This is a genomic window from Serratia sp. NGAS9 (assembly GCF_009905295.1).
Classification (GTDB): domain Bacteria; phylum Pseudomonadota; class Gammaproteobacteria; order Enterobacterales; family Enterobacteriaceae; genus Serratia; species Serratia bockelmannii.
The window spans coordinates 278,467-300,556 of the sequence record NZ_CP047605.1; the positions used below are offsets into that span (position 1 = coordinate 278,467).

Sequence of the window (22,090 nt, forward strand, 5' to 3'; positions counted from 1 at the left end):
AACCGAGGAAATTTAAATGGCTAAGAAAGTACAAGCCTACGTCAAGCTGCAAGTTGCAGCTGGTATGGCGAACCCGAGCCCACCAGTGGGTCCAGCTCTGGGTCAGCAGGGCGTTAACATCATGGAATTCTGTAAGGCATTCAACGCTAAGACTGACAGCGTTGAAAAAGGTCTGCCGATTCCGGTTGTTATCACCGTTTATTCTGATCGCTCCTTCACTTTCGTTACCAAAACCCCGCCAGCAGCAGTTCTGCTGAAAAAAGCGGCTGGTATCAAGTCTGGTTCCGGTAAGCCGAACAAAGACAAAGTAGGTAAAGTGACCCGTGCTCAGGTACGTGAAATCGCAGAAACCAAAGCTGCGGACATGACTGGTTCTGACGTTGAAGCGATGACTCGCTCCATCGAAGGTACCGCTCGTTCCATGGGCCTGGTAGTGGAGGATTAAGAGATGGCTAAGCTGACCAAGCGCATGCGCGTGATCCGTGACAAAGTTGATGCTACTAAACAGTATGACATCACCGAAGCTGTTGCTCTGCTGAAAGAGCTGGCCACCGCTAAATTCGTAGAAAGCGTTGACGTTGCCGTTAACCTCGGCATCGACGCTCGTAAATCTGACCAAAACGTTCGTGGCGCTACCGTTCTGCCACACGGCACCGGTCGTTCCGTTCGCGTTGCCGTATTTGCCCAAGGCGCTAACGCTGAAGCAGCGAAAGCTGCCGGCGCAGAGCTGGTAGGTATGGACGATCTGGCTGACCAGATCAAGAAAGGCGAAATGAACTTCGACGTTGTTATTGCTTCCCCGGATGCAATGCGCGTTGTAGGTCAACTGGGCCAGATCCTGGGTCCACGCGGCCTGATGCCAAACCCGAAAGTGGGTACCGTTACTCCGAACGTTGCTGAAGCAGTGAAAAACGCTAAAGCTGGTCAGGTTCGCTACCGTAACGACAAAAACGGCATCATCCATACCACTATCGGTAAGGTTGATTTCGACGCAGACAAGCTGAAAGAAAACCTGGAAGCCCTGCTGGTTGCGCTGAAAAAAGCAAAACCTTCTCAGGCGAAAGGCATGTACATCAAGAAAGTTAGCCTCTCCACCACCATGGGTGCTGGCGTTGCTATCGATCAGAGCGGTCTGTCTGCTGCAGCGAACTAATCGCACTTGCGATTATCGCTTTGACTTGGGGCCGAGATTTGTCTAGAATCTTATGCCCCAAGGTTTTGCTACTGGCTATGCCGTAGGCAAAACAAAGATTTTTCGGTTGGAGCCTGGCCTATCCAGGCCTCCGTCCAAGACCGCAGGTGTATCGCAAGATACTTAATCCTTCCTGCGTAGACGGTGACAGAGCCTAAGAAAATTTTTCTTTTTTATAAAAGAATGTCTTTGCTGGATTCTGCTCACCGTGTTAAGCCGCTCGGCGTGGCGTTTTACAAAGCGCCGAGTGAAGTGAGTTCCGGGGGATTTTCCCCGGCTAATCCAGGAGCAAAAAGCTAATGGCATTAAATCTTCAAGACAAACAAGCGATTGTTGCTGAAGTCAGCGAAGTAGCCAAAGGCGCGCTGTCTGCGGTTGTTGCGGATTCCCGCGGTGTTACCGTAGATAAAATGACTGAACTGCGTAAAGCAGGTCGTGAAGCTGGCGTTTACATGCGTGTTGTTCGCAACACCCTGATGCGTCGCGTAGTTGAAGGCACTCCATTCGAATGCCTGAAAGACACGTTTGTCGGTCCAACCTTGATTGCATTCTCTCACGAACACCCGGGCGCTGCTGCTCGTCTGTTCAAAGAGTTCGCGAAAGCGAATGCAAAATTCGAGGTTAAAGCTGCGGCCTTTGAAGGTGAGCTGATCCCAGCGGCGCAAATCGACCGCCTGGCGACGCTGCCAACTTACGAAGAAGCGATCGCACGCCTGATGGCAACCATGAAAGAAGCCGCTGCCGGCAAACTGGTTCGCACTCTGGCTGCAGTACGCGATCAGAAAGAAGCGGCGTAAGCCACTCTTTCTTAGCCTTTGCTAACGTATTTAAACTATTTCTGAATTTTAGGAACAATTGTTATGTCTATCACTAAAGACCAAATCCTGGAAGCAGTTGCCGCTATGTCCGTAATGGACGTTGTTGAACTGGTTTCCGCTATGGAAGAAAAATTCGGCGTTTCTGCTGCTGCTGCTGTAGCTGTAGCTGCTGGCCCAGCTGAAGCTGCTGAAGAGAAAACTGAATTCGACGTTATCCTGAAAGCTGCAGGCGCTAACAAAGTTGCTGTTATCAAAGCAGTACGTGGCGCTACCGGCCTGGGTCTGAAAGAAGCTAAAGACCTGGTTGAATCTGCTCCAGCCGCTCTGAAAGAAGGCGTGAGCAAAGATGACGCAGAAGCTCTGAAAAAATCTCTGGAAGAAGCTGGCGCAGAAGTTGAAGTTAAATAAGCCAACCTTTCCGGTTGCAGCCTAGTCTTTTAGGCTGATGGCTGGTGACTTTTTAGTCACCAGCCTTTTTGCGCTGTAGGGCGCCAGTAGCGTTTCACACTGTTTGGCTGCTGGTTTCGCCTCCCAATGTTTGTTTCTGTTGACGACTTAATATACCGCGGTCTTTGCACTACCAGGAGTTCTGGGGGAAGACGCGATGAAATGGTTTAAGCGTGATAGCAAGAGACATTGCGGAAAGTGTTCCCGCTTTCCGGTCGACAAAACGGTGTTGCATGAACTGTCCCTAATCGGACGGACAGATTGGGTCACTGATCAGCGAGCTGAGGAACCCTATGGTTTACTCCTATACCGAGAAAAAACGTATTCGTAAGGATTTTGGTAAACGTCCACAAGTGCTGGACATACCATATCTCCTTTCTATCCAGCTTGACTCGTTCCAGAAGTTTATCGAGCAAGATCCAGAAGGGCAGTACGGCCTTGAAGCCGCATTCCGTTCTGTTTTCCCTATCCAGAGCTACAGTGGCAATTCGGAGCTGCAATACGTTAGCTACCGTCTTGGTGAGCCGGTCTTCGACGTCAAAGAGTGCCAGATTCGTGGTGTGACGTTCTCTGCACCGCTGCGCGTAAAACTGCGCCTGGTTATCTATGAGCGCGAAGCGCCTGAAGGTACGGTCAAAGACATCAAGGAACAAGAAGTCTACATGGGCGAAATTCCGCTCATGACCGAAAACGGCACCTTTGTGATCAACGGTACTGAGAGGGTTATCGTATCTCAGTTGCACCGTAGTCCTGGCGTATTCTTCGACAGCGATAAGGGTAAAACCCACTCTTCGGGTAAAGTGCTGTACAACGCACGCATCATCCCTTACCGCGGTTCATGGTTGGACTTCGAGTTCGATCCGAAAGACAACCTGTTCGTGCGTATTGACCGTCGCCGCAAACTGCCTGCGACCATCATTCTGCGCGCGCTGAACTACACCACTGAACAGATCCTCGACCTGTTCTTTGACAAGATCGTCTTCGAAATCCGCGACAACAAGCTGCAGATGGAGCTGGTGCCAGAGCGCCTGCGTGGTGAGACCGCTTCGTTCGATATCGAAGCCAACGGCAAGATCTACGTAGAGAAAGGCCGTCGTATCACCGCCCGTCATATCCGTCAGCTGGAAAAAGACGACATTCAGAGCATTGAAGTACCGGTAGAGTACATCGCGGGCAAAGTGGTCGCGAAAGACTATATCGATACCAATACCGGCGAACTGATCTGCGCAGCCAACATGGAGCTGTCGCTGGATCTGCTGGCCAAGCTGAGCCAGTCTGGCCACAAGCGCATCGAAACGCTGTTCACCAACGATCTGGACCACGGCGCGTACATCTCTGAAACGCTGCGTGTCGATCCGACCAACGATCGTCTGAGCTCGCTGGTAGAAATCTACCGCATGATGCGCCCTGGTGAGCCGCCAACGCGCGAAGCTGCCGAAAGCCTGTTCGAGAACCTGTTCTTCTCCGAAGACCGCTACGATCTGTCCGCGGTGGGTCGCATGAAGTTCAACCGTTCTCTGCTGCGCGACGAGATCGAAGGTTCGGGCATCCTGAGCAAAGACGACATCATCGAAGTGATGAAGAAGCTCATCGATATCCGTAACGGCAAGGGCGAAGTGGACGACATCGACCACTTGGGCAACCGTCGTATCCGCTCCGTCGGCGAAATGGCCGAGAACCAGTTCCGCGTAGGTCTGGTGCGTGTTGAGCGTGCGGTGAAAGAGCGTCTGTCTCTGGGCGATCTGGATACCCTGATGCCTCAGGACATGATCAACGCCAAGCCGATTTCGGCGGCGGTGAAAGAGTTCTTCGGTTCCAGCCAGCTGTCCCAGTTCATGGACCAGAACAACCCGCTGTCCGAGATCACGCACAAGCGTCGTATCTCCGCACTGGGCCCGGGCGGTCTGACCCGTGAGCGCGCCGGCTTTGAAGTTCGAGACGTACACCCGACCCACTACGGCCGCGTGTGCCCAATCGAAACGCCGGAAGGTCCAAACATCGGTCTGATCAACTCCCTGTCCGTGTACGCACAGACTAACGAGTATGGCTTCCTGGAAACCCCGTACCGCCGCGTGCGTGACGGCGTGGTGACCGATGAAATCAACTACCTGTCTGCTATTGAAGAAGGCAACTTCGTTATCGCCCAGGCGAACTCCAACCTGGATGAAGAAGGCCGCTTCGTAGAAGACCTGGTCACCTGCCGCAGCAAAGGCGAATCAAGCCTGTTCAGCCGCGATCAGGTTGACTACATGGACGTATCCACCCAGCAGGTTGTTTCCGTTGGTGCCTCACTGATTCCATTCCTGGAACACGATGACGCCAACCGTGCATTGATGGGTGCGAACATGCAACGTCAGGCCGTACCAACCCTGCGCGCTGACAAGCCGCTGGTCGGTACCGGTATGGAACGTGCTGTAGCGGTTGACTCCGGCGTAACCGCCGTTGCCAAACGCGGCGGTGTGATCCAGTACGTGGATGCTTCCCGTATCGTTATCAAAGTTAACGAAGACGAGATGTACCCGGGCGAAGCAGGTATCGATATTTACAACCTGACCAAGTACACCCGTTCTAACCAGAACACCTGCATCAACCAGATGCCGTGTGTGAGTCTGGGTGAGCCAATCGAGCGCGGTGACGTGCTGGCGGATGGCCCATCGACAGACCTGGGCGAACTGGCACTGGGCCAGAACATGCGCGTAGCGTTCATGCCTTGGAACGGCTACAACTTCGAAGACTCCATCTTGGTCTCCGAGCGCGTGGTGCAGGAAGATCGCTTCACCACCATCCACATCCAGGAACTGGCGTGCGTGTCTCGCGACACCAAGCTGGGGCCTGAAGAGATCACCGCCGACATCCCTAACGTGGGTGAAGCTGCGCTCTCCAAGCTGGATGAATCCGGTATCGTGTATATCGGCGCTGAAGTGACCGGCGGTGACATCCTGGTCGGTAAGGTAACGCCTAAAGGCGAAACCCAGCTGACGCCGGAAGAGAAACTGCTGCGTGCGATCTTCGGTGAGAAAGCGTCTGACGTTAAAGACTCTTCTCTGCGTGTGCCGAACGGCGTTTCCGGTACGGTTATCGACGTGCAGGTCTTCACCCGCGATGGCGTGGAAAAAGACAAGCGCGCGTTGGAAATCGAAGAGATGCAGCTGAAACAGGCGAAGAAAGACCTGACGGAAGAACTGCAGATCCTGGAAGCCGGCCTGTTTGCACGTATCCACGCGGTGCTGGTTGCCGGTGGCATCGAAGCCGACAAGCTGAGCAAGCTGCCGCGCGATCGCTGGCTGGAACTGGGCCTGACCGACGAAGAGAAGCAAAACCAGCTGGAACAGCTGGCCGAGCAGTACGACGAACTGAAATCCGACTTCGAGAAGAAGCTGGAAGCCAAGCGTCGTAAGATCACTCAGGGCGACGATCTGGCGCCGGGCGTGCTGAAAATCGTCAAGGTTTATCTGGCTGTTAAACGTCAGATCCAACCGGGTGACAAGATGGCGGGCCGCCACGGTAACAAGGGTGTTATCTCCAAGATCAACCCGATCGAAGATATGCCTTACGATGAAAACGGCACGCCGGTAGACATCGTACTGAACCCGCTGGGCGTACCATCACGTATGAACATCGGTCAGATCCTGGAAACCCACCTGGGTATGGCTGCGAAAGGCATCGGTGAGAAGATCAACCAGATGCTGAAGCAGCAGCAGGAAGTGGCCAAGCTGCGTGAGTTCATCCAGAAGGCCTACGATCTGGGCGACGACGTTTGCCAGAAAGTTGACCTGAACACCTTCAGCGACGACGAAGTGCTGCGTCTGGCAGAGAACCTGAAAAAAGGTATGCCGATCGCAACACCGGTGTTTGACGGTGCGAAAGAGACTGAAATCAAGAAGCTGCTGGAAATGGGTGGTATCCCGACCTCCGGTCAGATCACGCTGTTCGATGGCCGTACCGGTGAGCAATTCGAGCGCCAGGTTACTGTCGGCTATATGTACATGCTGAAACTGAACCACTTGGTTGACGATAAAATGCACGCCCGTTCAACCGGTTCTTACAGCTTGGTTACTCAGCAACCTCTGGGTGGTAAAGCGCAGTTCGGTGGTCAACGCTTCGGTGAGATGGAAGTGTGGGCACTGGAAGCATACGGCGCGGCTTATACCCTGCAGGAAATGCTCACCGTTAAGTCGGATGACGTTAACGGCCGTACCAAGATGTACAAAAACATCGTGGATGGCGACCACCGGATGGAGCCAGGCATGCCGGAATCCTTCAACGTACTGTTGAAAGAAATCCGCTCGCTCGGCATCAACATCGAACTGGAAGACGAGTAATCGTCATTCCGGCTCAGGCTCCCCGCCTAAGGGAGCCTGAGGGTGGTTGTTCAGGTCACACGGGTACCTACTGCGGTTGTGGGTACCCAACAGGTTTAACTCCGACAGGAGCCAATCCGTGAAAGACTTATTGAAGTTTCTGAAAGCGCAAACTAAGACCGAAGAGTTTGATGCGATCAAGATTGCTCTGGCCTCGCCAGACATGATCCGTTCGTGGTCGTTCGGTGAAGTTAAGAAGCCGGAAACCATTAACTACCGTACGTTCAAACCAGAACGTGACGGCCTTTTCTGCGCCCGTATCTTCGGGCCGGTAAAAGATTACGAGTGCCTGTGCGGTAAGTACAAGCGCTTGAAACACCGCGGCGTGATCTGTGAGAAGTGCGGCGTTGAAGTGACCCAGACCAAAGTGCGTCGTGAGCGCATGGGCCACATCGAGCTGGCTTCGCCGACCGCGCACATCTGGTTCCTGAAATCGCTGCCATCCCGCATCGGTTTGCTGCTGGATATGCCGCTGCGTGATATCGAACGCGTACTGTACTTCGAATCCTATGTGGTGGTCGAAGGCGGTATGACCAACCTCGAGCGTCGTCAGATCCTGACCGAAGAGCAGTATCTGGACGCGCTGGAAGAGTTCGGTGACGAATTCGACGCCAAGATGGGTGCGGAAGCTATTCAGGCCCTGTTGAAAAACATGGATCTGGAAGCCGAGTGCGAGCAGCTGCGTGAAGAGCTGAACGAAACCAACTCCGAAACCAAGCGCAAGAAGTTGACCAAGCGTATCAAGCTGCTGGAAGCGTTCGTACAGTCCGGTAACAAGCCGGAGTGGATGATCCTGACCGTGCTGCCGGTACTGCCGCCGGATCTGCGCCCGCTGGTTCCGCTGGATGGCGGTCGTTTCGCGACCTCGGATCTGAACGATCTGTATCGCCGCGTGATCAACCGTAACAACCGTCTGAAACGCCTGCTGGATCTGGCTGCGCCTGACATCATCGTGCGCAACGAAAAGCGTATGCTGCAAGAAGCGGTAGACGCCCTGCTGGATAACGGCCGTCGCGGTCGTGCCATCACCGGTTCCAACAAACGTCCTCTGAAATCTTTGGCCGACATGATCAAAGGTAAGCAGGGTCGTTTCCGTCAGAACCTGCTCGGTAAACGCGTTGACTACTCCGGCCGTTCCGTAATCACCGTAGGTCCATACCTGCGTCTGCATCAGTGCGGTCTGCCTAAAAAGATGGCGCTGGAGCTGTTCAAACCGTTCATCTACGGCAAGTTGGAGCTGCGTGGCCTGGCCACCACCATCAAAGCCGCCAAGAAAATGGTTGAGCGTGAAGAAGCCGTCGTTTGGGATATCCTGGACGAAGTGATCCGCGAACACCCGGTACTGCTGAACCGTGCACCAACCCTGCACCGTTTGGGTATCCAGGCGTTTGAACCGGTTCTGATCGAAGGTAAAGCGATCCAGCTGCACCCACTGGTTTGTGCGGCCTATAACGCCGACTTCGATGGTGACCAGATGGCTGTTCACGTACCGCTGACGCTGGAAGCCCAGCTGGAAGCGCGTGCGCTGATGATGTCTACCAACAACATCCTGTCCCCAGCGAACGGCGAGCCAATCATCGTTCCTTCTCAGGACGTTGTACTGGGTCTGTACTACATGACCCGCGACTGTGTTAACGCCAAGGGCGAAGGCATGGTGCTGAACGGTTCCAAAGAAGCTGAGCGTGTTTACCGCGCCGGCCTGGCGTCTCTGCATGCGCGCGTTAAAGTGCGTATCACCGAAGACGTCAAAAACGCCGAAGGCGAATGGACTTCTCAGACCAGCATCATCGACACCACCATCGGCCGCGCCATCCTGTGGATGATCGTACCGAAAGGTCTGCCGTACTCGATCGTTAACCAGCCTTTGGGCAAGAAAGCGATCTCCAAGATGCTGAACACCTGTTACCGCATCCTGGGCCTGAAGCCGACCGTTATCTTTGCTGACCAGATCATGTACACCGGTTTTGCTTACGCAGCCCGTTCAGGCGCTTCCGTAGGTATCGACGACATGGTTATCCCGGCCAAGAAAGCGGAGATCATCGAAGAAGCGGAAACCGAAGTTGCCGAGATCCAGGAGCAGTTCCAGTCTGGTCTGGTTACCGCCGGCGAACGCTACAACAAAGTGATCGATATCTGGGCTGCAGCGAACGAACGCGTTGCGAAAGCGATGATGGAAAACCTGTCGGTAGAAGACGTGGTTAACCGTGACGGCGAAGTGGAACAGCAAGTTTCCTTCAACAGCATCTTTATGATGGCCGACTCCGGTGCGCGTGGTTCCGCCGCTCAGATTCGTCAGCTGGCCGGTATGCGTGGCCTGATGGCGAAGCCGGACGGCTCCATCATCGAAACGCCAATCACCGCGAACTTCCGTGAAGGTCTGAACGTACTCCAGTACTTCATCTCCACCCACGGTGCTCGTAAAGGTCTGGCGGATACCGCACTGAAAACCGCGAACTCCGGTTATCTGACCCGTCGTCTGGTTGACGTGGCGCAGGATCTGGTTGTGACCGAAGACGACTGTGGCACCCACGACGGCATCCTGATGACTCCGGTTATCGAAGGTGGCGACGTGAAAGAGCCGCTGCGTGAACGCGTTCTGGGCCGTGTGACGGCAGAAGACGTCCTCAAGCCGGGTACGGCGGACATTCTGGTGCCACGCAACACCCTGCTGAACGAGAAGGCGTGTGACCTGTTGGAAGAGAATTCTGTCGACAGCGTTAAAGTCCGTTCCGTAGTGAGCTGTGAAACCGACTTTGGTGTGTGTGCAAACTGCTACGGTCGCGACCTGGCACGTGGCCACATCATCAACAAAGGTGAAGCCATCGGCGTTATCGCGGCACAGTCCATCGGTGAGCCGGGTACACAGCTGACGATGCGTACGTTCCACATCGGTGGTGCGGCATCTCGTGCGGCTGCTGAATCCAGCATCCAGGTGAAAAACAAGGGTAGCCTCAAGCTGAGCAACGTGAAGTTCGTTATGAACGCCGCGGGCAAGCTGGTGATCACCTCGCGTAACACCGAACTGAAACTGATCGACGAATTCGGCCGTACCAAAGAAAGCTACAAGGTGCCTTACGGTGCCGTGATGGGCAAAGGCGACGGTGAAGAAGTTAACGGCGGCGAAACCGTTGCTAACTGGGATCCGCACACCATGCCGGTCATCAGTGAAGTCAGCGGCTTCATTCGCTTCGCGGATATGGTTGACGGCCAGACCATTACTCGCCAGACCGACGAACTGACCGGTTTGTCTTCTCTGGTCGTACTGGACAGCGCAGAGCGTACCGGTAGCGGTAAAGACCTGCGTCCGGCACTGAAAATCGTTGACGCTCAGGGCGAAGACGTATTGATCCCAGGTACTGATATGCCTGCTCAATACTTCCTGCCGGGCAAAGCGATCGTTCAGCTGGAAGACGGCATTCAGATCGGTGCGGGTGATACCCTGGCGCGTATTCCTCAGGAATCCGGCGGTACCAAGGATATTACCGGTGGTCTGCCGCGCGTTGCCGACCTGTTCGAAGCACGTCGTCCGAAAGAGCCGGCAATCCTGGCTGAAATCAGCGGGATTATCTCGTTCGGTAAAGAGACCAAAGGCAAACGTCGCCTGGTGATCTCTCCGCTGGACGGCAGCGACGCTTACGAAGAGATGATCCCGAAATGGCGTCAGCTCAACGTGTTCGAAGGCGAAGTGGTGGAACGTGGTGACGTCGTTTCCGACGGCCCAGAGTCTCCGCACGACATTCTGCGTCTGCGTGGCGTGCATGCGGTTACCCGCTACATCACCAACGAAGTGCAGGAAGTTTACCGTCTGCAAGGCGTTAAGATTAACGATAAGCACATCGAAGTTATCGTTCGTCAGATGCTGCGTAAAGGCACCATCGTTAGCGCTGGTGGCTCCGAGTTCCTGGAAGGCGAGCAGGCTGAAGTGTCTCGCGTCAAGATTGCCAACCGTCAGCTGGAAGCTGAAGGTAAAATCGCGGCAACCTTCTCGCGCGATCTGCTGGGTATCACCAAGGCTTCCTTGGCGACCGAGTCCTTCATCTCCGCTGCATCGTTCCAGGAAACGACGCGCGTTCTGACCGAAGCTGCCGTAGCCGGCAAGCGTGATGAACTGCGTGGCCTGAAAGAGAACGTTATCGTGGGCCGTCTGATCCCAGCCGGTACCGGTTACGCTTATCATCAGGATCGTATGCGTCGCCGTGCTCAGGGTGAAGCGCCGGTTGTTCCGCAAGTCAGCGCGGAAGAAGCGACGGCTAACCTGGCCGAGCTGCTCAACGCAGGCCTGGGCGGCAGCGACGACGAGTAATCGTCATCCGCGCCGCGGGCCCGGTACGCCGGGCCCATCGCCAGATAAACCGCCCCTTCGGGGGCGGTTTTTTTTCGCCTCGTGCCGGGTTAAGACAAACTTTGCTACTATGGTTCCAGCAGAAATTGACCGGCGCTTTTTATCTGACAATTAAGGACAGTGTGAAACATGGACAGCCTCATTACCTTCGAAAAATTGACGGCGCAACACCTGCCATACCTGTATGAGATCCGCTTTTCCGTTGAAGAAAACCTGCTGCATCCGCATCAGGTCCAGTATCTGCAGCGCAAACAGGCGCTGGAGGACATCAACCAGGGCGGCGGTTGGATCTGCAAGTATGGCGACGACTATGCCGGCGTTGGCTTCGGGTTATTCATCCCTGAACCGCTGATCGGCGGCCTGTTCGTGAAGCCGGAATACCAGTCTAAGGGGATCGGCTCTGCCTTACTGGCACGGGTCACTCACTGGATGTTTGAGCACGGCGCCGAAGCGATCCACTTAACCACCGATCTCGGCTCCAAGGCCGAAGGCTTTTATCAACGTCACGGCTGGGTCGTGGTCGGGCAGGATGAATTTGGCCAGGCCGAACTGGTGAAACGCAAAGAGGGTGAATGATGAAAATCAAAGGATTGATGACGTTACTGCTGCTTTCGCTGTTTAGCGCGCCGCTGTATGCGGCCGTTGACTATTTTTATCTGAAACCGCTCGACGGCGAGAAGATCAAAATCACCCGGCAGATGCTGGAGGCGATGCCGCCGCACACGATTAAAACCTCGACCAATTTCACCCCGGAAGATACGTTTACCGGCGTTGAGTTTGCTGAGCTGGTGAAAGCCTATCATCTGAAAGGCCAGTCGGTGCGCGCTTTCGCCTGGGACGATTACTCCTACTCGATGCCGATTGACGAGATGATTAAATACCGCGTGATTGTCGCCTATCTGCGCGGCGGTAAGCCGATCGACGTGGGGGAGCTGGGGCCATTCGCCATTATTTATCCGCGCGATGGCTACGCTGAGCTGAATAACCTGGATGTGAATGCGAAAACCGTCTGGCAAGTTAAACGGTTGGAGATGAAATAAGATGAGCAAAAAACTGATCGGTACTCTTATCGCGTTGGTTGCCATCTTCTCTTTATTGATTTTGTTGATTGCTATTAACTTCGGTGGCGTAAAAGAGCGCTATAAGCAGATCGAGCCCAATCTGGACAACTACTCGGTGGCCGAGATCCTCTTTCTGGCGTTTGAAAGGACCAAAACCGCGCTGCTGCTCAGTGAAAATAACGACTACGACGCTTTCCTGATCAAGAAGAAAATCTTTTACTCGAAGATTCAGATCCTGGAGAGCCGTTCGACCTTCAGCGACTCTTTTTATTACGACGACGAGTTCATCAAGAATGTTGCGCTGCTGAAGCAGCAGTACCGCACGTTGGACGATCTCTCCGCCGGCTTGCTGGTGGGGCAGAAAAACAAGGCGGATATTCTCTCTTATATGGATGATATCGAGGGCACGCTGGTCGATATCCAGGAAATTATTTATCGGATACAGATTAAAAACTTTACCGAAGTGAAAGGCATCATCCAGGACAACTCGAGTAAAGCCGAGATGTTTGCCCTCTTTTCGCTGATGTTGGTGTTCCTGATGATGTTCCTGGTGCTGAGAAATGCCTTCTCGTTAAAAGAGATCATCAAGAATAAGAACATCTTTATCTCTTCCATCTACCACGAGATCGCCGGCTCGACTCAGGCCATCGTCATTGCTGCGGATATCATGGAGCACGAGCTAGCGCAGGAAGAGTTGAAAAAAGAAGCTCGCCTGATCTCCTATCACGGCAATAAGATCACCGAACAAACGCGCGAGGTGATGGATTATTCGCGGCTAGAGATGGGGGAGGTCAAAGTGAATATATCCACCTTCCGTCTGAATGAGGTGGTGGACGATGCCATGACCAGTATCAGCGCCGGGCGCGGTAATCGCATCGTGGTGCGTCGTTCATCCTATGTTGGTTTGATTTGCTCCGACAAATATAAGCTCTACCGAATATTGGCCAATCTGCTCAGCAACGCGGACAAATTTACTCACCACGGTGCGATTATCCTCAATGTGAAGGTGTGCCACGGCAATCTGTATTTATGGGTAAAAGACACCGGCATCGGGTTTAACGTCGATAATCTGGAACGATTATATAAGGCGTTCAATCAGGGGGTGGAAAGGGAAACGCGACAGGGATTGGGGCTAGGGCTGACCATTATCAAAAATTACGTCACGACGATGAAAGGCGACATCAAGGTCAAATCCGTCGAAGGGGTTGGCTCGTCGTTTTTGATCCGCATCCCGGTCAAACTAATTAAAGAATAAGTTCGACAGCAGCAGCGAAGAGATAATCAGCGGTTTGGTCGGTTTTTCCACCAGATGCACGTCATAGTGCAGGATCATATCGCCGATGTTTTTCTCGTAGTGATTCAGCTGGCCGGTCAAAATGATGATGCGGGCATGCGGATCGAGGGTGTCCTTTATTTTCTTCACGACGCGTTCGGAAGTCTCGCCGAAGTCCAACAGCCAGTCCAAAATAAACGCCTCAAAAGACTGGTGCTCCAGCGCGGCCAGCATGGCGTCCGCCGTTTGAAAGGTCTCGGTCTCGATGCCGTAGCGGTAGGCGATCTTCTTCAACAATTCGAGAATATCACTGTCATTGTCCAGGATCGCGATACGCGGAGCCGGCAGAAAGTCTATCTTGTTGACTTTGTACCGTGGGGCATCGGCGGCATGTTCCCGGTTGGTGTTGATGATGAAAAGATCGTCTTTTTTGTAGGCGTAGGTTTCGTCGCTGTCTGCTTGCGTGGCCGGGCGCTCGTCGACCTCAATGTTGCAGCGCTTGTGAATGCTGTTCATGATAAAGACGCCGTTATGCGTCCTTTGGCCAGCAAACGGTTCGTTGAAATACTGAAAAACCTTTTTGATTTCATCGAGGGTGATGCCCCTTTTGCCATCCAGTTTTTGTTTGGCGCTGTTGTACTGAAGGTTCAGTATGTTGGCCATCGTGGAGGCATGTTTTCTGTCGCCAACTCCTTTCAGAGTGAGCAACGCGCTGATTGCATCGATATAATTTGGCGTTTTCTTCATGACAACCTTGGCTTTTTTGATGTTGACCGCGAGCGCTGAAAAACCTGCGCGAGAACCCGTGCTGGATTATAGATGATGCCCCGGTGGTTGCGGTGATATCAGCTTGATTTCCTTTGGCAAACTCAAAACATACTCGATACTAAATAAAAAAACACTCAAAAGACATTCACATTTAATCGTTTATGTGGTTAATTAGCGCACATACTGTGTGATTCGCGTCCTGGGGGGGTGCCAGTCTCACAAAATAAACCGCCTGCTCTTGTCCGTAAGCAGGGAGCAGGCGGCAAAAAAATCTGCGGTCAACACCAGGGCTATTGGCTGCATCGGGGATGACCATTCGAACCTCTCTTCGTCGCTGTATCTTCTTTTTTCCTCGTTCCTCACTGTTCTGCCGCAATAGCGCCCTATGAATATCACTCCTAAGTGAATACCGAACGCAGATATCGCATCTTTCTGACAGCCCATTAACCGACAAGACAACCTATCCGTACGCCCTTACAGGCCGCGATACGGCATATGCGCGTTGCCGCGGACGAGGGCCGGAGTCGCGCAAGAGGATCTCCGGCGCGATCCGGGATGGGATAAGGCGGGGCCATCGAGAGGGTGACGGCCCCGGCCGACGCCGGGTTTGGCGGTCGGCAAGGCCACTATAGTCGGCGCGTTTGCCGGCGCCAGCGCTGCCGTTCGGCATTGCGCGGCCGCTCCAGCGTTTTCTTCACACGGCGGCAAACGTTGCTGTTTATTGCGCGCCGCGTCCCAGATAACCGTCCCAGTCTTTCCACACCGGCTGCAGCCCGGCGTGGCTGATGGCCTCGGCGACCTGCTGCGGCGTGCGGCCGTCGTGCGGTTCGAACTGTTCCAGCTCCGGCGGTACGTCATCGGCATAGCCGCCGGGCTGCGTCTTGGATCCGGCGCTGACGCTGTTGATCGCCACCGGGATCATATGATCGCGGAAGTAAGGCGACTCCCGGGTAGACAGCGACAGCTCAACGTCTGGCGCGAACAGCCGGAAGGCGCAGATCAGCTGCACCAGCTGAGGCTCGCTCATGATCGACGCCGGTTCAATGCCACCGGCGCAGGGGCGCAGACGCGGGAACGAGATCGAGTAGCGGCTCTGCCAGTAGGTTTGCTGCAGGTAGAACAGATGTTCCGCCAGCAGGTAGCAGTCGGTGCGCCAACTGTTGGACAGACCGATCAATGCGCCGAGGCCGATCTTGTCGATCCCGGCGCGCCCCAGGCGATCCGGCGTGGCCAGGCGCCAATGGAAATCCTGCTTCTGGCCGCGCAGGTGGTGCTGCAGATAGGTGGCCGGATGGTAGGTTTCCTGGTACACCAGCACGCCGTCCAGGCCCAGCGTTTTCAGTTCGGCGTATTCCTCCTGCGCCAGCGGCTGCACTTCCATCATCAGCGAGCTGAAGTGCCGGCGGATCGTCGGGATGTGCTGGCGGAAATAGTCCATGCCAACCTTGGTCTGATGTTCGCCGGTGACCAGCAACAGATGTTCGAACCCCAGCGCCTTGATGGCTTCGCACTCGCGTGCGATCTCCGCCGCATCCAGCGTTTTGCGCTTGATGCGGTTGCTCATCGAAAAGCCGCAGTAGGTGCAGTCGTTGGCGCACAGGTTAGAGAGATACAGCGGCACATAGAAGCCGACGACGTTACCGAACCGCTGGCGGGTCAGCTGCTGTGCGCGCTGCGCCAGCGGTTCCAGATACGGCGCGGCGGCGGGGGAGATCAGCGCCATAAAGTCGTCGCGCGTCAGCTTGTCGGCGTTCAACGCGTGCTCTACGTCGCGCGTAGTTTTGCCGTTGATGCGCAGCGTAATGTCGTCCCAATCCAGCTGTTGCCAGCGGCTACTGAAATCGTCGGCCATCATTGCGCCTCCTCTGGCTGGCTGAGAAAAGCGGTCAGCGGGCTGGACGCGACCGCGCCGCGCTGGCTGGAGCCTAATCCGGCGCTGCGTGCCAGCTCGCCGGCCTCCAGCGCCAGGCGAAACGCCCGTGCCATCTGCACCGGATCGCGCGCCACGGCAATGGCGGTATTCACCAGCACCGCGTCGGCACCCAGCTCCATCGCCTCCAGCGCGTGGCTTGGCGCGCCGATGCCGGCGTCTACCACCACCGGCACCTTGGCTTGCTCGATGATGATTTCGAGGAAGTCACGGGTGCGCAGACCGCGGTTGGAGCCGATAGGCGCACCGAGCGGCATCACCGCCGCACAGCCCACCTCTTCCAGCCGTTTGCACAGCACCGGATCGGCGCCGCAGTAGGGCAGCACCACAAAACCGTCTTTCACCAGCGTTTCCGCCGCTTTCAGCGTTTCTATCGGATCAGGCAGCAGGTATTTCACATCGGGATGGATCTCCAGCTTCACCCAGTGGGTGCCGAGCGCTTCACGCGCCAGCCGGGCGGCGAACACCGCCTCGGCGGCCGTTTTGGCGCCGGAGGTGTTGGGCAACAGCCTGACGCCCAACTGCTGCAGCGGCGCCAAAATGGCGTCGTTGCCGCCGCGCAGATCGACGCGCTTCATGGCCATGGTCACCAGCTGTGAGCCGGAGGCCGCCAGTGCCTCCAGCATCAACGCCGGGGTGGCGAACTTGCCGGTGCCGGTGAACAGGCGCGAGGTAAAAGTGGTATCGGCGATTTTCAGCATGTCAGCCTCCGGCGATCGCTTGAAACAGCAAAATGTCGTCACCGTCCTGCACCTGATGATCGGCCCAGTCGGCGCGTGGAATGATGGTTTGGTTGATCGCCAGCGCGGTGCCCGGCTGGTGGCGTTCCAACTGGGTCAGCAGGGCGGCGACGCTGAGCGGCTGCGCCAGCTCAAGCGGTTGGTCGTTCAGCCGGATTTTCATGCTGCGCCTCCGCATACCGGGCAGGCGCGGGCCTGGCTCAGTTGCAGCGTGCTCCAGCTCTGCTGCTTACCGTCGAACAGCCGCAGTTTCCCGCTGAGGGAGGAAGGCATGCCGGCCAGCATCTTGATGGCCTCCAGCGCTTGCAGGGTGCCGATTACGCCGACCACCGGGCCGAGTACCCCGGCAGTGCGGCAGTTGCGCTGCGGTTCTTCCTGCTCCGGATACAGGCAGGCGTAGCAGCCGTGCGCATAGGGCGGCTCGAGCACCAGCAGCTGGCCGCTGAAACCGACCGCGCTGCCGCTGATCAGCGGCTTGGCGGCGGCGATGCAGGCGGCATTGACCTCATGACGGGTCGCCATATTGTCGCAGCAGTCCAGCACCAGATCGGCGCGGGCGACCGCGTCGCGCAGCGCTTGCCCCTGTAGCCGTTGCGCCAGCGGGATGGATTCCACCAACGGGTTCAGCGCCTGCAGGTGGCGTTGCGCCAGCGCCGCCTTACCGGTGGCGGTATCGGCGCTGCGGTAGAGGATTTGCCGCTGCAGGTTGGTAACGTGCAGCTGGTCGTCGTCGGCCAGCAGCAGCGTGCCGACGCCGGCGGCGGCCAGGTACAACGAAGCCGGGGAACCGAGCCCGCCCAAACCGACGATCAACACCGTGGCGCGCTTGAGTTTCTCCTGGCCTTCCGGGCCGACGTCCTCCAGCAGCAGCTGGCGGCTGTAGCGCAGGAATTCCTGATCGTTAAGCATCGCTCGACCCCTCGCCTTCGATCAGCCGCAGCAGCTCGGCCGTCGCCGCGCGCCAATCCGGCGCCTGGGTGATGGCGCTGACCACCGCCACGCTGCCGACGCCGCACGCCAGCACTGCCGGTACGCGATCGATACTGATCCCGCCGATCGCCACCGTCGGGTAATCCGCCAGGCCGGCGATGTGGCGTTTCAACTCCGTCAGCCCCTGCGGCGCCGAAGGCATGTCTTTGGTTTGGGTCGGGAAGATGTGCCCCAGCGCGATGTAGGACGGTTTCACCGCCAGCGCGCGCGCCAGTTCGGCGTCGTCATGGGTGGACACGCCGAGCCGCAACCCGGCGCGGTGAATGGCAGCCAGATCGGTGGTATCGAGATCTTCCTGGCCCAGATGCACGCCGTAGGCGCCATGCTTGATCGCCAGCCGCCAGTAGTCGTTGATGAACAGGCGCGCCTGATAACGCTGGCCCAGCGCGATGGCGGCGGCGATATCCTCTTCGACCTGCTCGTCAGGCAAATCCTTGATGCGCAGCTGGATCGTGGTAACGCCGGCCTCCAGCAGGCGAGCGATCCATTCCACGCTGTCGACGACCGGGTAGAGTCCCAGCTTGTGGGGCGTTGCCGGGAAGGGGGTCGTGATATCAGTCATTGTTTGTCTCCTCTTGCAGGGTGCCGGCGCTGTGATACAGCTCGCTGCCGCGGGCACGGAATTCGGCGGACATTTTATCCATGCCGGTCAGCTGCACTTCGATCGGCTTGGCGGTCTCCTGGGCGGCGGCGTAGTCGCGCACCTCCTGCGAAATCTTCATCGAGCAGAATTTCGGCCCGCACATTGAGCAGAAGTGGGCGACCTTGCCGGATTCCTGCGGCAGGGTTTCGTCGTGATAGGCGCGCGCGGTGGCCGGATCGAGCGCCAGATTGAACTGATCTTCCCAGCGAAATTCGAAACGCGCCTTGGACATGGCGTTATCGCGGATCTGCGCGCCCGGATGGCCCTTGGCCAGATCGGCGGCGTGGGCGGCGATCTTGTAGGTGATCAGGCCCTGTTTGACGTCTTCTTTGTTCGGCAGGCCGAGGTGCTCTTTCGGCGTGACGTAACACAGCATGGCACAGCCGAACCAGCCGATCATCGCCGCGCCGATGCCGGAGGTGAAATGGTCATAGCCCGGGGCGATATCGGTGGTCAGCGGGCCGAGGGTGTAGAACGGCGCTTCGTGGCAGTGTTCCAGCTCTTCGGTCATATTGCGGCGGATCATCTGCATCGGCACATGGCCCGGGCCTTCGATCATCACCTGCACGTCGTATTCCCAGGCGATTTTGGTCAGCTCGCCCAGCGTATGCAGCTCGGCGAACTGGGCTTCGTCGTTGGCGTCCTGAATCGAGCCGGGGCGCAGGCCGTCGCCGAGCGACAGCGAAACGTCGTAGGCGGCGCAGATCTCGCAGATTTCACGGAAATGCTGATAGAGGAAGTTTTCCTGATGGTGCGACAGGCACCATTTGGCCATGATCGAGCCACCGCGCGACACGATGCCGGTCAGGCGTTTGGCGGTCATCGGCACATAGCGCAGCAGCACGCCGGCGTGGATGGTGAAGTAATCGACCCCTTGTTCCGCCTGTTCCAGCAGCGTATCGCGGAACATCGCCCAGGTGAGGTTTTCCGCCACGCCGTTGACCTTCTCCAGCGCCTGGTAGATAGGCACGGTGCCGATGGGCACCGGGCTGTTGCGCAGGATCCACTCGCGGGTTTCGTGAATATAGCGGCCGGTGGAGAGATCCATCACGGTGTCTGCGCCCCAGCGGGTGGCCCACACCAGCTTCTCCACCTCTTCTTCGATCGACGACGTGACCGCCGAGTTGCCGATATTGGCGTTCACCTTCACCAGGAAATTGCGGCCGATGATCATCGGCTCCGCCTCCGGGTGATTGATGTTGGCAGGAATGATGGCGCGGCCGGCGGCCACTTCCTGGCGCACGAACTCCGGCGTGATGTTGTCCGGCAGGTTGGCGCCCCAGCCCTGGCCCGGATGCTGGTGGCGCAGCACCTCGCCGCGAATGCGCTCGCGCCCCATGTTTTCACGGATGGCGATAAACTCCATCTCCGGGGTGACGATGCCGGCGCGGGCATAGTGCAGCTGGGTCACGCACTTGCCCGGCAACGCCTTGCGCGGCAGCGGCAGATGTTCGAAGCGCAGGTGATCCAGCCCCTCGTCCGCCAGCCGCTGTTGGGTGAAGCCGGAACTGGCGCCGCTCAGGGTCGCAGTATCGCCGCGCGCGTCGATCCAGCCGGCGCGCAGCTTGGCCAGGCCGGCGTGCACATCGAGCTCGGCCTGCGGATCGCCGTAGGGGCCCGCGGTGTCATATACCGGGATCGCCTCGTTCTGTTCATACTGCGGGCTATCTTTGCTGCCGCCGACCAGGGTCGGACTGAGCTCAATTTCGCGCATCGGCACCTGGATATCGCGGCGCGAGCCCTGTAGGTAGATGCGGCGTGAGTTTGGGAAAGCCATGCCTTGCAGCGTGTCGATAAACTGCTGGGCGGCTTCGCGTTGCGCTTTACGGGCGCGCGGTGGATTAATGTTAGACATAGCAAGTTCCTACCAGTGTGTTGGGTTGGGAAAGTTGCTTGTCTGGAGCTCGGAGGGAGTAATGATGGTGGCCGATAAGGCAGGGCGCCCGCAAGGGGGAGGCCGTGCCTGTGGCGATAGATTACTCTTGTTCCCTTCGCGGGTATTAACCCGATCAGGTTCCGCGGATCCCGAATTAACGGTCTCAGCCTGGCTGATTCGATGAACAAATCAGGCGCTAGGCACTCCGACAAGATGCCCCCCAGTATAGGAGGGATATGAAAAAAAACTATAAAATTTTAACGCGCCGGATCCAGCGTCTGGTCCGGCAGCGGTTGCTGCGCGGCTTCTGCTTCCAACTGGATCAGCTTATCTTCCAGCGCAAAGCGCGCCGCCAGCGTTTCGCCGATATCCGACAAGGCCTGGTGGAATTCCAGACAAACCTCCTGATCGATATCCACTTCGGTATAGCGATCGTGGAACGCCATGATCTGTTCAGTATTGGCCCACAGCTTGGGATAGATGTTCACCGCCAGCGACATTTTCGGACTGGCTGCGCCTTCCACTTGTTTGATAATTCTGTCATAGATATGAAAATGCCCTGCGGAGAGGTAATCCACCAGGTTGTGGCAAAAGTTCTCCAGCGCTTTTTCATTCAGCGGCGTATGCTTTTCTTTATTCGGTTTGAGGCCTACCAGCGTGCAGTAGGCGACCAGCAACTGTTTGCGGGCCTGAAGCCATTGATCAACTAATTCATTACTACCGCCAACGCGCTGAGTCAGCCTTTCCAAACGGTTGAGCATGTTTGACTCCGTGTAAGTAACAAAAGTAACCGGTAAGTTATTAAAATGTAACAAAGCCGATTTGTAGAGTGCCAGTGAAGCTGAGGTTGTGCAACAACGATATGGAACTTGCATTAACGGGCAATGAAAACGGCTGGTGGATCGTCAGCCATGAAAGCAAACTTTGGTTACCGAACGGTGAATTACCGTCGGGGACGGCCGCCGCCCTCGGGCTGCAGGGCCACATGGCGCGCACCATCGGTGAATGGGAGGGCGCGCCGGTCTGGCTGGTACGCCAGGCGATGCCGCGGGAGATGGGATCGGTGCGTCAGCTGTTGGATCAGGATCGCGGTCTGTTCCAGCTTGCCGGGCGCGGCGTTCAGTTGGCGGATTTCTACCGCTCTCATCGCTATTGCGGCTACTGCGGCCATGAGATGCACCTCAGCCGCTCCGAAAGCGCCTGCCTGTGCGGCCACTGCAAAGAGCGGTACTACCCGCAGATTGCGCCCTGCGTGATCGTCGCCATTCGGCGCGACGATCAGATCCTGCTGGCGCAACACGTGCGCCATCGCGGCGGCATCCATACGGTGCTGGCCGGCTTCGTCGAGGTGGGCGAAACGCTGGAACAGGCGGTAGCGCGCGAAGTGATGGAAGAGAGCAATATCGAAATCAAGAACCTGCGCTACGTCACCTCACAACCCTGGCCGTTCCCGCACTCGCTGATGATGGCCTTTATGGCCGATTACCATCAGGGCGACCTTCGTCACGATCCCAAGGAGCTGCTCAACGCCGGCTGGTATCGCTACGACCAACTGCCGCTGTTGCCGCCGCCCGGCACCGTGGCGCGCCGGTTGATTGAGGACACCGTGGCGCTGTGCCGGGCAGAATAATGTACAATGGCCGGCAGAT

At 56.7% G+C, this 22,090-nt stretch carries 18 protein-coding genes and 1 riboswitch; of the genes, 10 read left to right on the top strand and 8 right to left on the bottom strand.

The window, feature by feature from the left end; all coding sequences use genetic code 11:
• The first annotated feature begins 16 nt into the window (after positions 1-16).
• The 9 genes from rplK (at position 17) to GUC32_RS01325 (ending at position 13,476) form a co-directional block, all read left to right on the top strand.
• A complete protein-coding gene (rplK, locus tag GUC32_RS01285; RefSeq protein WP_015376316.1) occupies positions 17-445 on the top strand; it encodes a 50S ribosomal protein L11 in 429 nt (142 codons plus the stop codon).
• A gap of 3 nt (positions 446-448) precedes the next feature.
• Positions 449-1,153 carry a 50S ribosomal protein L1 gene (gene rplA / locus GUC32_RS01290; protein ID WP_019456443.1) on the top strand — a complete coding sequence of 235 codons (705 nt, stop codon included), beginning with the start codon at positions 449-451 and terminating at the stop codon, positions 1,151-1,153.
• A gap of 338 nt (positions 1,154-1,491) precedes the next feature.
• Positions 1,492-1,989: a 50S ribosomal protein L10 gene (rplJ, locus tag GUC32_RS01295; protein WP_004929905.1), complete on the top strand. Its 498-nt coding sequence runs from the start codon at positions 1,492-1,494 to the stop codon at positions 1,987-1,989.
• 63 nt (positions 1,990-2,052) lie between these two features.
• The gene (gene rplL, locus GUC32_RS01300; RefSeq protein WP_004929903.1) at positions 2,053-2,418 is read left to right on the top strand and encodes a 50S ribosomal protein L7/L12; all 366 of its coding nucleotides are present in this window, start codon (positions 2,053-2,055) and stop codon (positions 2,416-2,418) included.
• Positions 2,419-2,750: 332 nt separating this feature from the next.
• Positions 2,751-6,779 (top strand): DNA-directed RNA polymerase subunit beta, encoded by a 4,029-nt coding sequence (gene rpoB / locus GUC32_RS01305; protein WP_025304938.1) that lies wholly within the window; start codon positions 2,751-2,753, stop codon positions 6,777-6,779.
• A gap of 118 nt (positions 6,780-6,897) precedes the next feature.
• On the top strand, positions 6,898-11,121 hold the full coding sequence (rpoC, locus tag GUC32_RS01310) for a DNA-directed RNA polymerase subunit beta' (protein ID WP_025304939.1): 4,224 nt from the start codon (positions 6,898-6,900) through the stop codon (positions 11,119-11,121).
• A 168-nt stretch (positions 11,122-11,289) separates the two neighbouring features.
• A complete protein-coding gene (locus tag GUC32_RS01315) occupies positions 11,290-11,736 on the top strand; it encodes a GNAT family N-acetyltransferase (RefSeq protein ID WP_025304940.1) in 447 nt (148 codons plus the stop codon).
• Positions 11,736-12,200 carry an oxidoreductase gene (locus tag GUC32_RS01320; protein ID WP_043143693.1) on the top strand — a complete coding sequence of 155 codons (465 nt, stop codon included), beginning with the start codon at positions 11,736-11,738 and terminating at the stop codon, positions 12,198-12,200. Before GUC32_RS01315 ends, GUC32_RS01320 begins: the two co-directional genes overlap by 1 nt.
• A 1-nt stretch (position 12,201) precedes the next feature.
• Positions 12,202-13,476, top strand: a complete 1,275-nt coding sequence (locus GUC32_RS01325) for a sensor histidine kinase (protein ID WP_369435503.1) — start codon at positions 12,202-12,204, stop codon at positions 13,474-13,476.
• Here the strand turns inward: GUC32_RS01325 and GUC32_RS01330 are convergent.
• The 8 genes from GUC32_RS01330 to GUC32_RS01365 form a co-directional block, all read right to left on the bottom strand.
• Positions 13,462-14,157: a response regulator gene (locus tag GUC32_RS01330; protein ID WP_346412629.1), complete on the bottom strand. Its 696-nt coding sequence runs from the start codon at positions 14,155-14,157 to the stop codon at positions 13,462-13,464. The two genes, GUC32_RS01325 and GUC32_RS01330, sit on opposite strands and share 15 nt — an antisense overlap.
• A gap of 823 nt (positions 14,158-14,980) precedes the next feature.
• The gene (gene thiH, locus GUC32_RS01335; RefSeq protein ID WP_043143695.1) at positions 14,981-16,114 is read right to left on the bottom strand and encodes a 2-iminoacetate synthase ThiH; all 1,134 of its coding nucleotides are present in this window, start codon (positions 16,112-16,114) and stop codon (positions 14,981-14,983) included.
• On the bottom strand, positions 16,114-16,893 hold the full coding sequence (locus tag GUC32_RS01340) for a thiazole synthase (RefSeq protein ID WP_033652706.1): 780 nt from the start codon (positions 16,891-16,893) through the stop codon (positions 16,114-16,116). The genes thiH and GUC32_RS01340 overlap by 1 nt, the downstream gene beginning before the upstream one ends.
• A gap of 1 nt (position 16,894) precedes the next feature.
• Positions 16,895-17,095, bottom strand: a complete 201-nt coding sequence (thiS, locus tag GUC32_RS01345) for a sulfur carrier protein ThiS (protein ID WP_016929423.1) — start codon at positions 17,093-17,095, stop codon at positions 16,895-16,897.
• Complete coding sequence (locus tag GUC32_RS01350) at positions 17,092-17,841, bottom strand: HesA/MoeB/ThiF family protein (protein ID WP_004929883.1); 750 nt, start codon at positions 17,839-17,841, stop codon at positions 17,092-17,094. The genes thiS and GUC32_RS01350 overlap by 4 nt, the downstream gene beginning before the upstream one ends.
• Positions 17,834-18,484, bottom strand: coding sequence for a thiamine phosphate synthase (gene thiE, locus GUC32_RS01355; RefSeq protein WP_049206077.1), 651 nt, complete (start codon positions 18,482-18,484; stop codon positions 17,834-17,836). The genes GUC32_RS01350 and thiE overlap by 8 nt, the downstream gene beginning before the upstream one ends.
• Positions 18,477-20,420: a phosphomethylpyrimidine synthase ThiC gene (thiC, locus tag GUC32_RS01360; RefSeq protein ID WP_369435504.1), complete on the bottom strand. Its 1,944-nt coding sequence runs from the start codon at positions 20,418-20,420 to the stop codon at positions 18,477-18,479. The genes thiE and thiC overlap by 8 nt, the downstream gene beginning before the upstream one ends.
• A 114-nt stretch (positions 20,421-20,534) precedes the next feature.
• Positions 20,535-20,659: riboswitch (TPP riboswitch) on the bottom strand.
• 39 nt (positions 20,660-20,698) lie between these two features.
• Entirely contained in the window at positions 20,699-21,202 is a 504-nt protein-coding gene (locus GUC32_RS01365) for an Rsd/AlgQ family anti-sigma factor (protein ID WP_016929420.1), read from the bottom strand.
• A 101-nt stretch (positions 21,203-21,303) separates the two neighbouring features.
• Between GUC32_RS01365 and nudC the strand changes: the two genes are divergently transcribed.
• Positions 21,304-22,071, top strand: coding sequence for an NAD(+) diphosphatase (gene nudC / locus GUC32_RS01370; protein WP_025304948.1), 768 nt, complete (start codon positions 21,304-21,306; stop codon positions 22,069-22,071).
• Positions 22,072-22,090 lie beyond the last annotated feature (19 nt).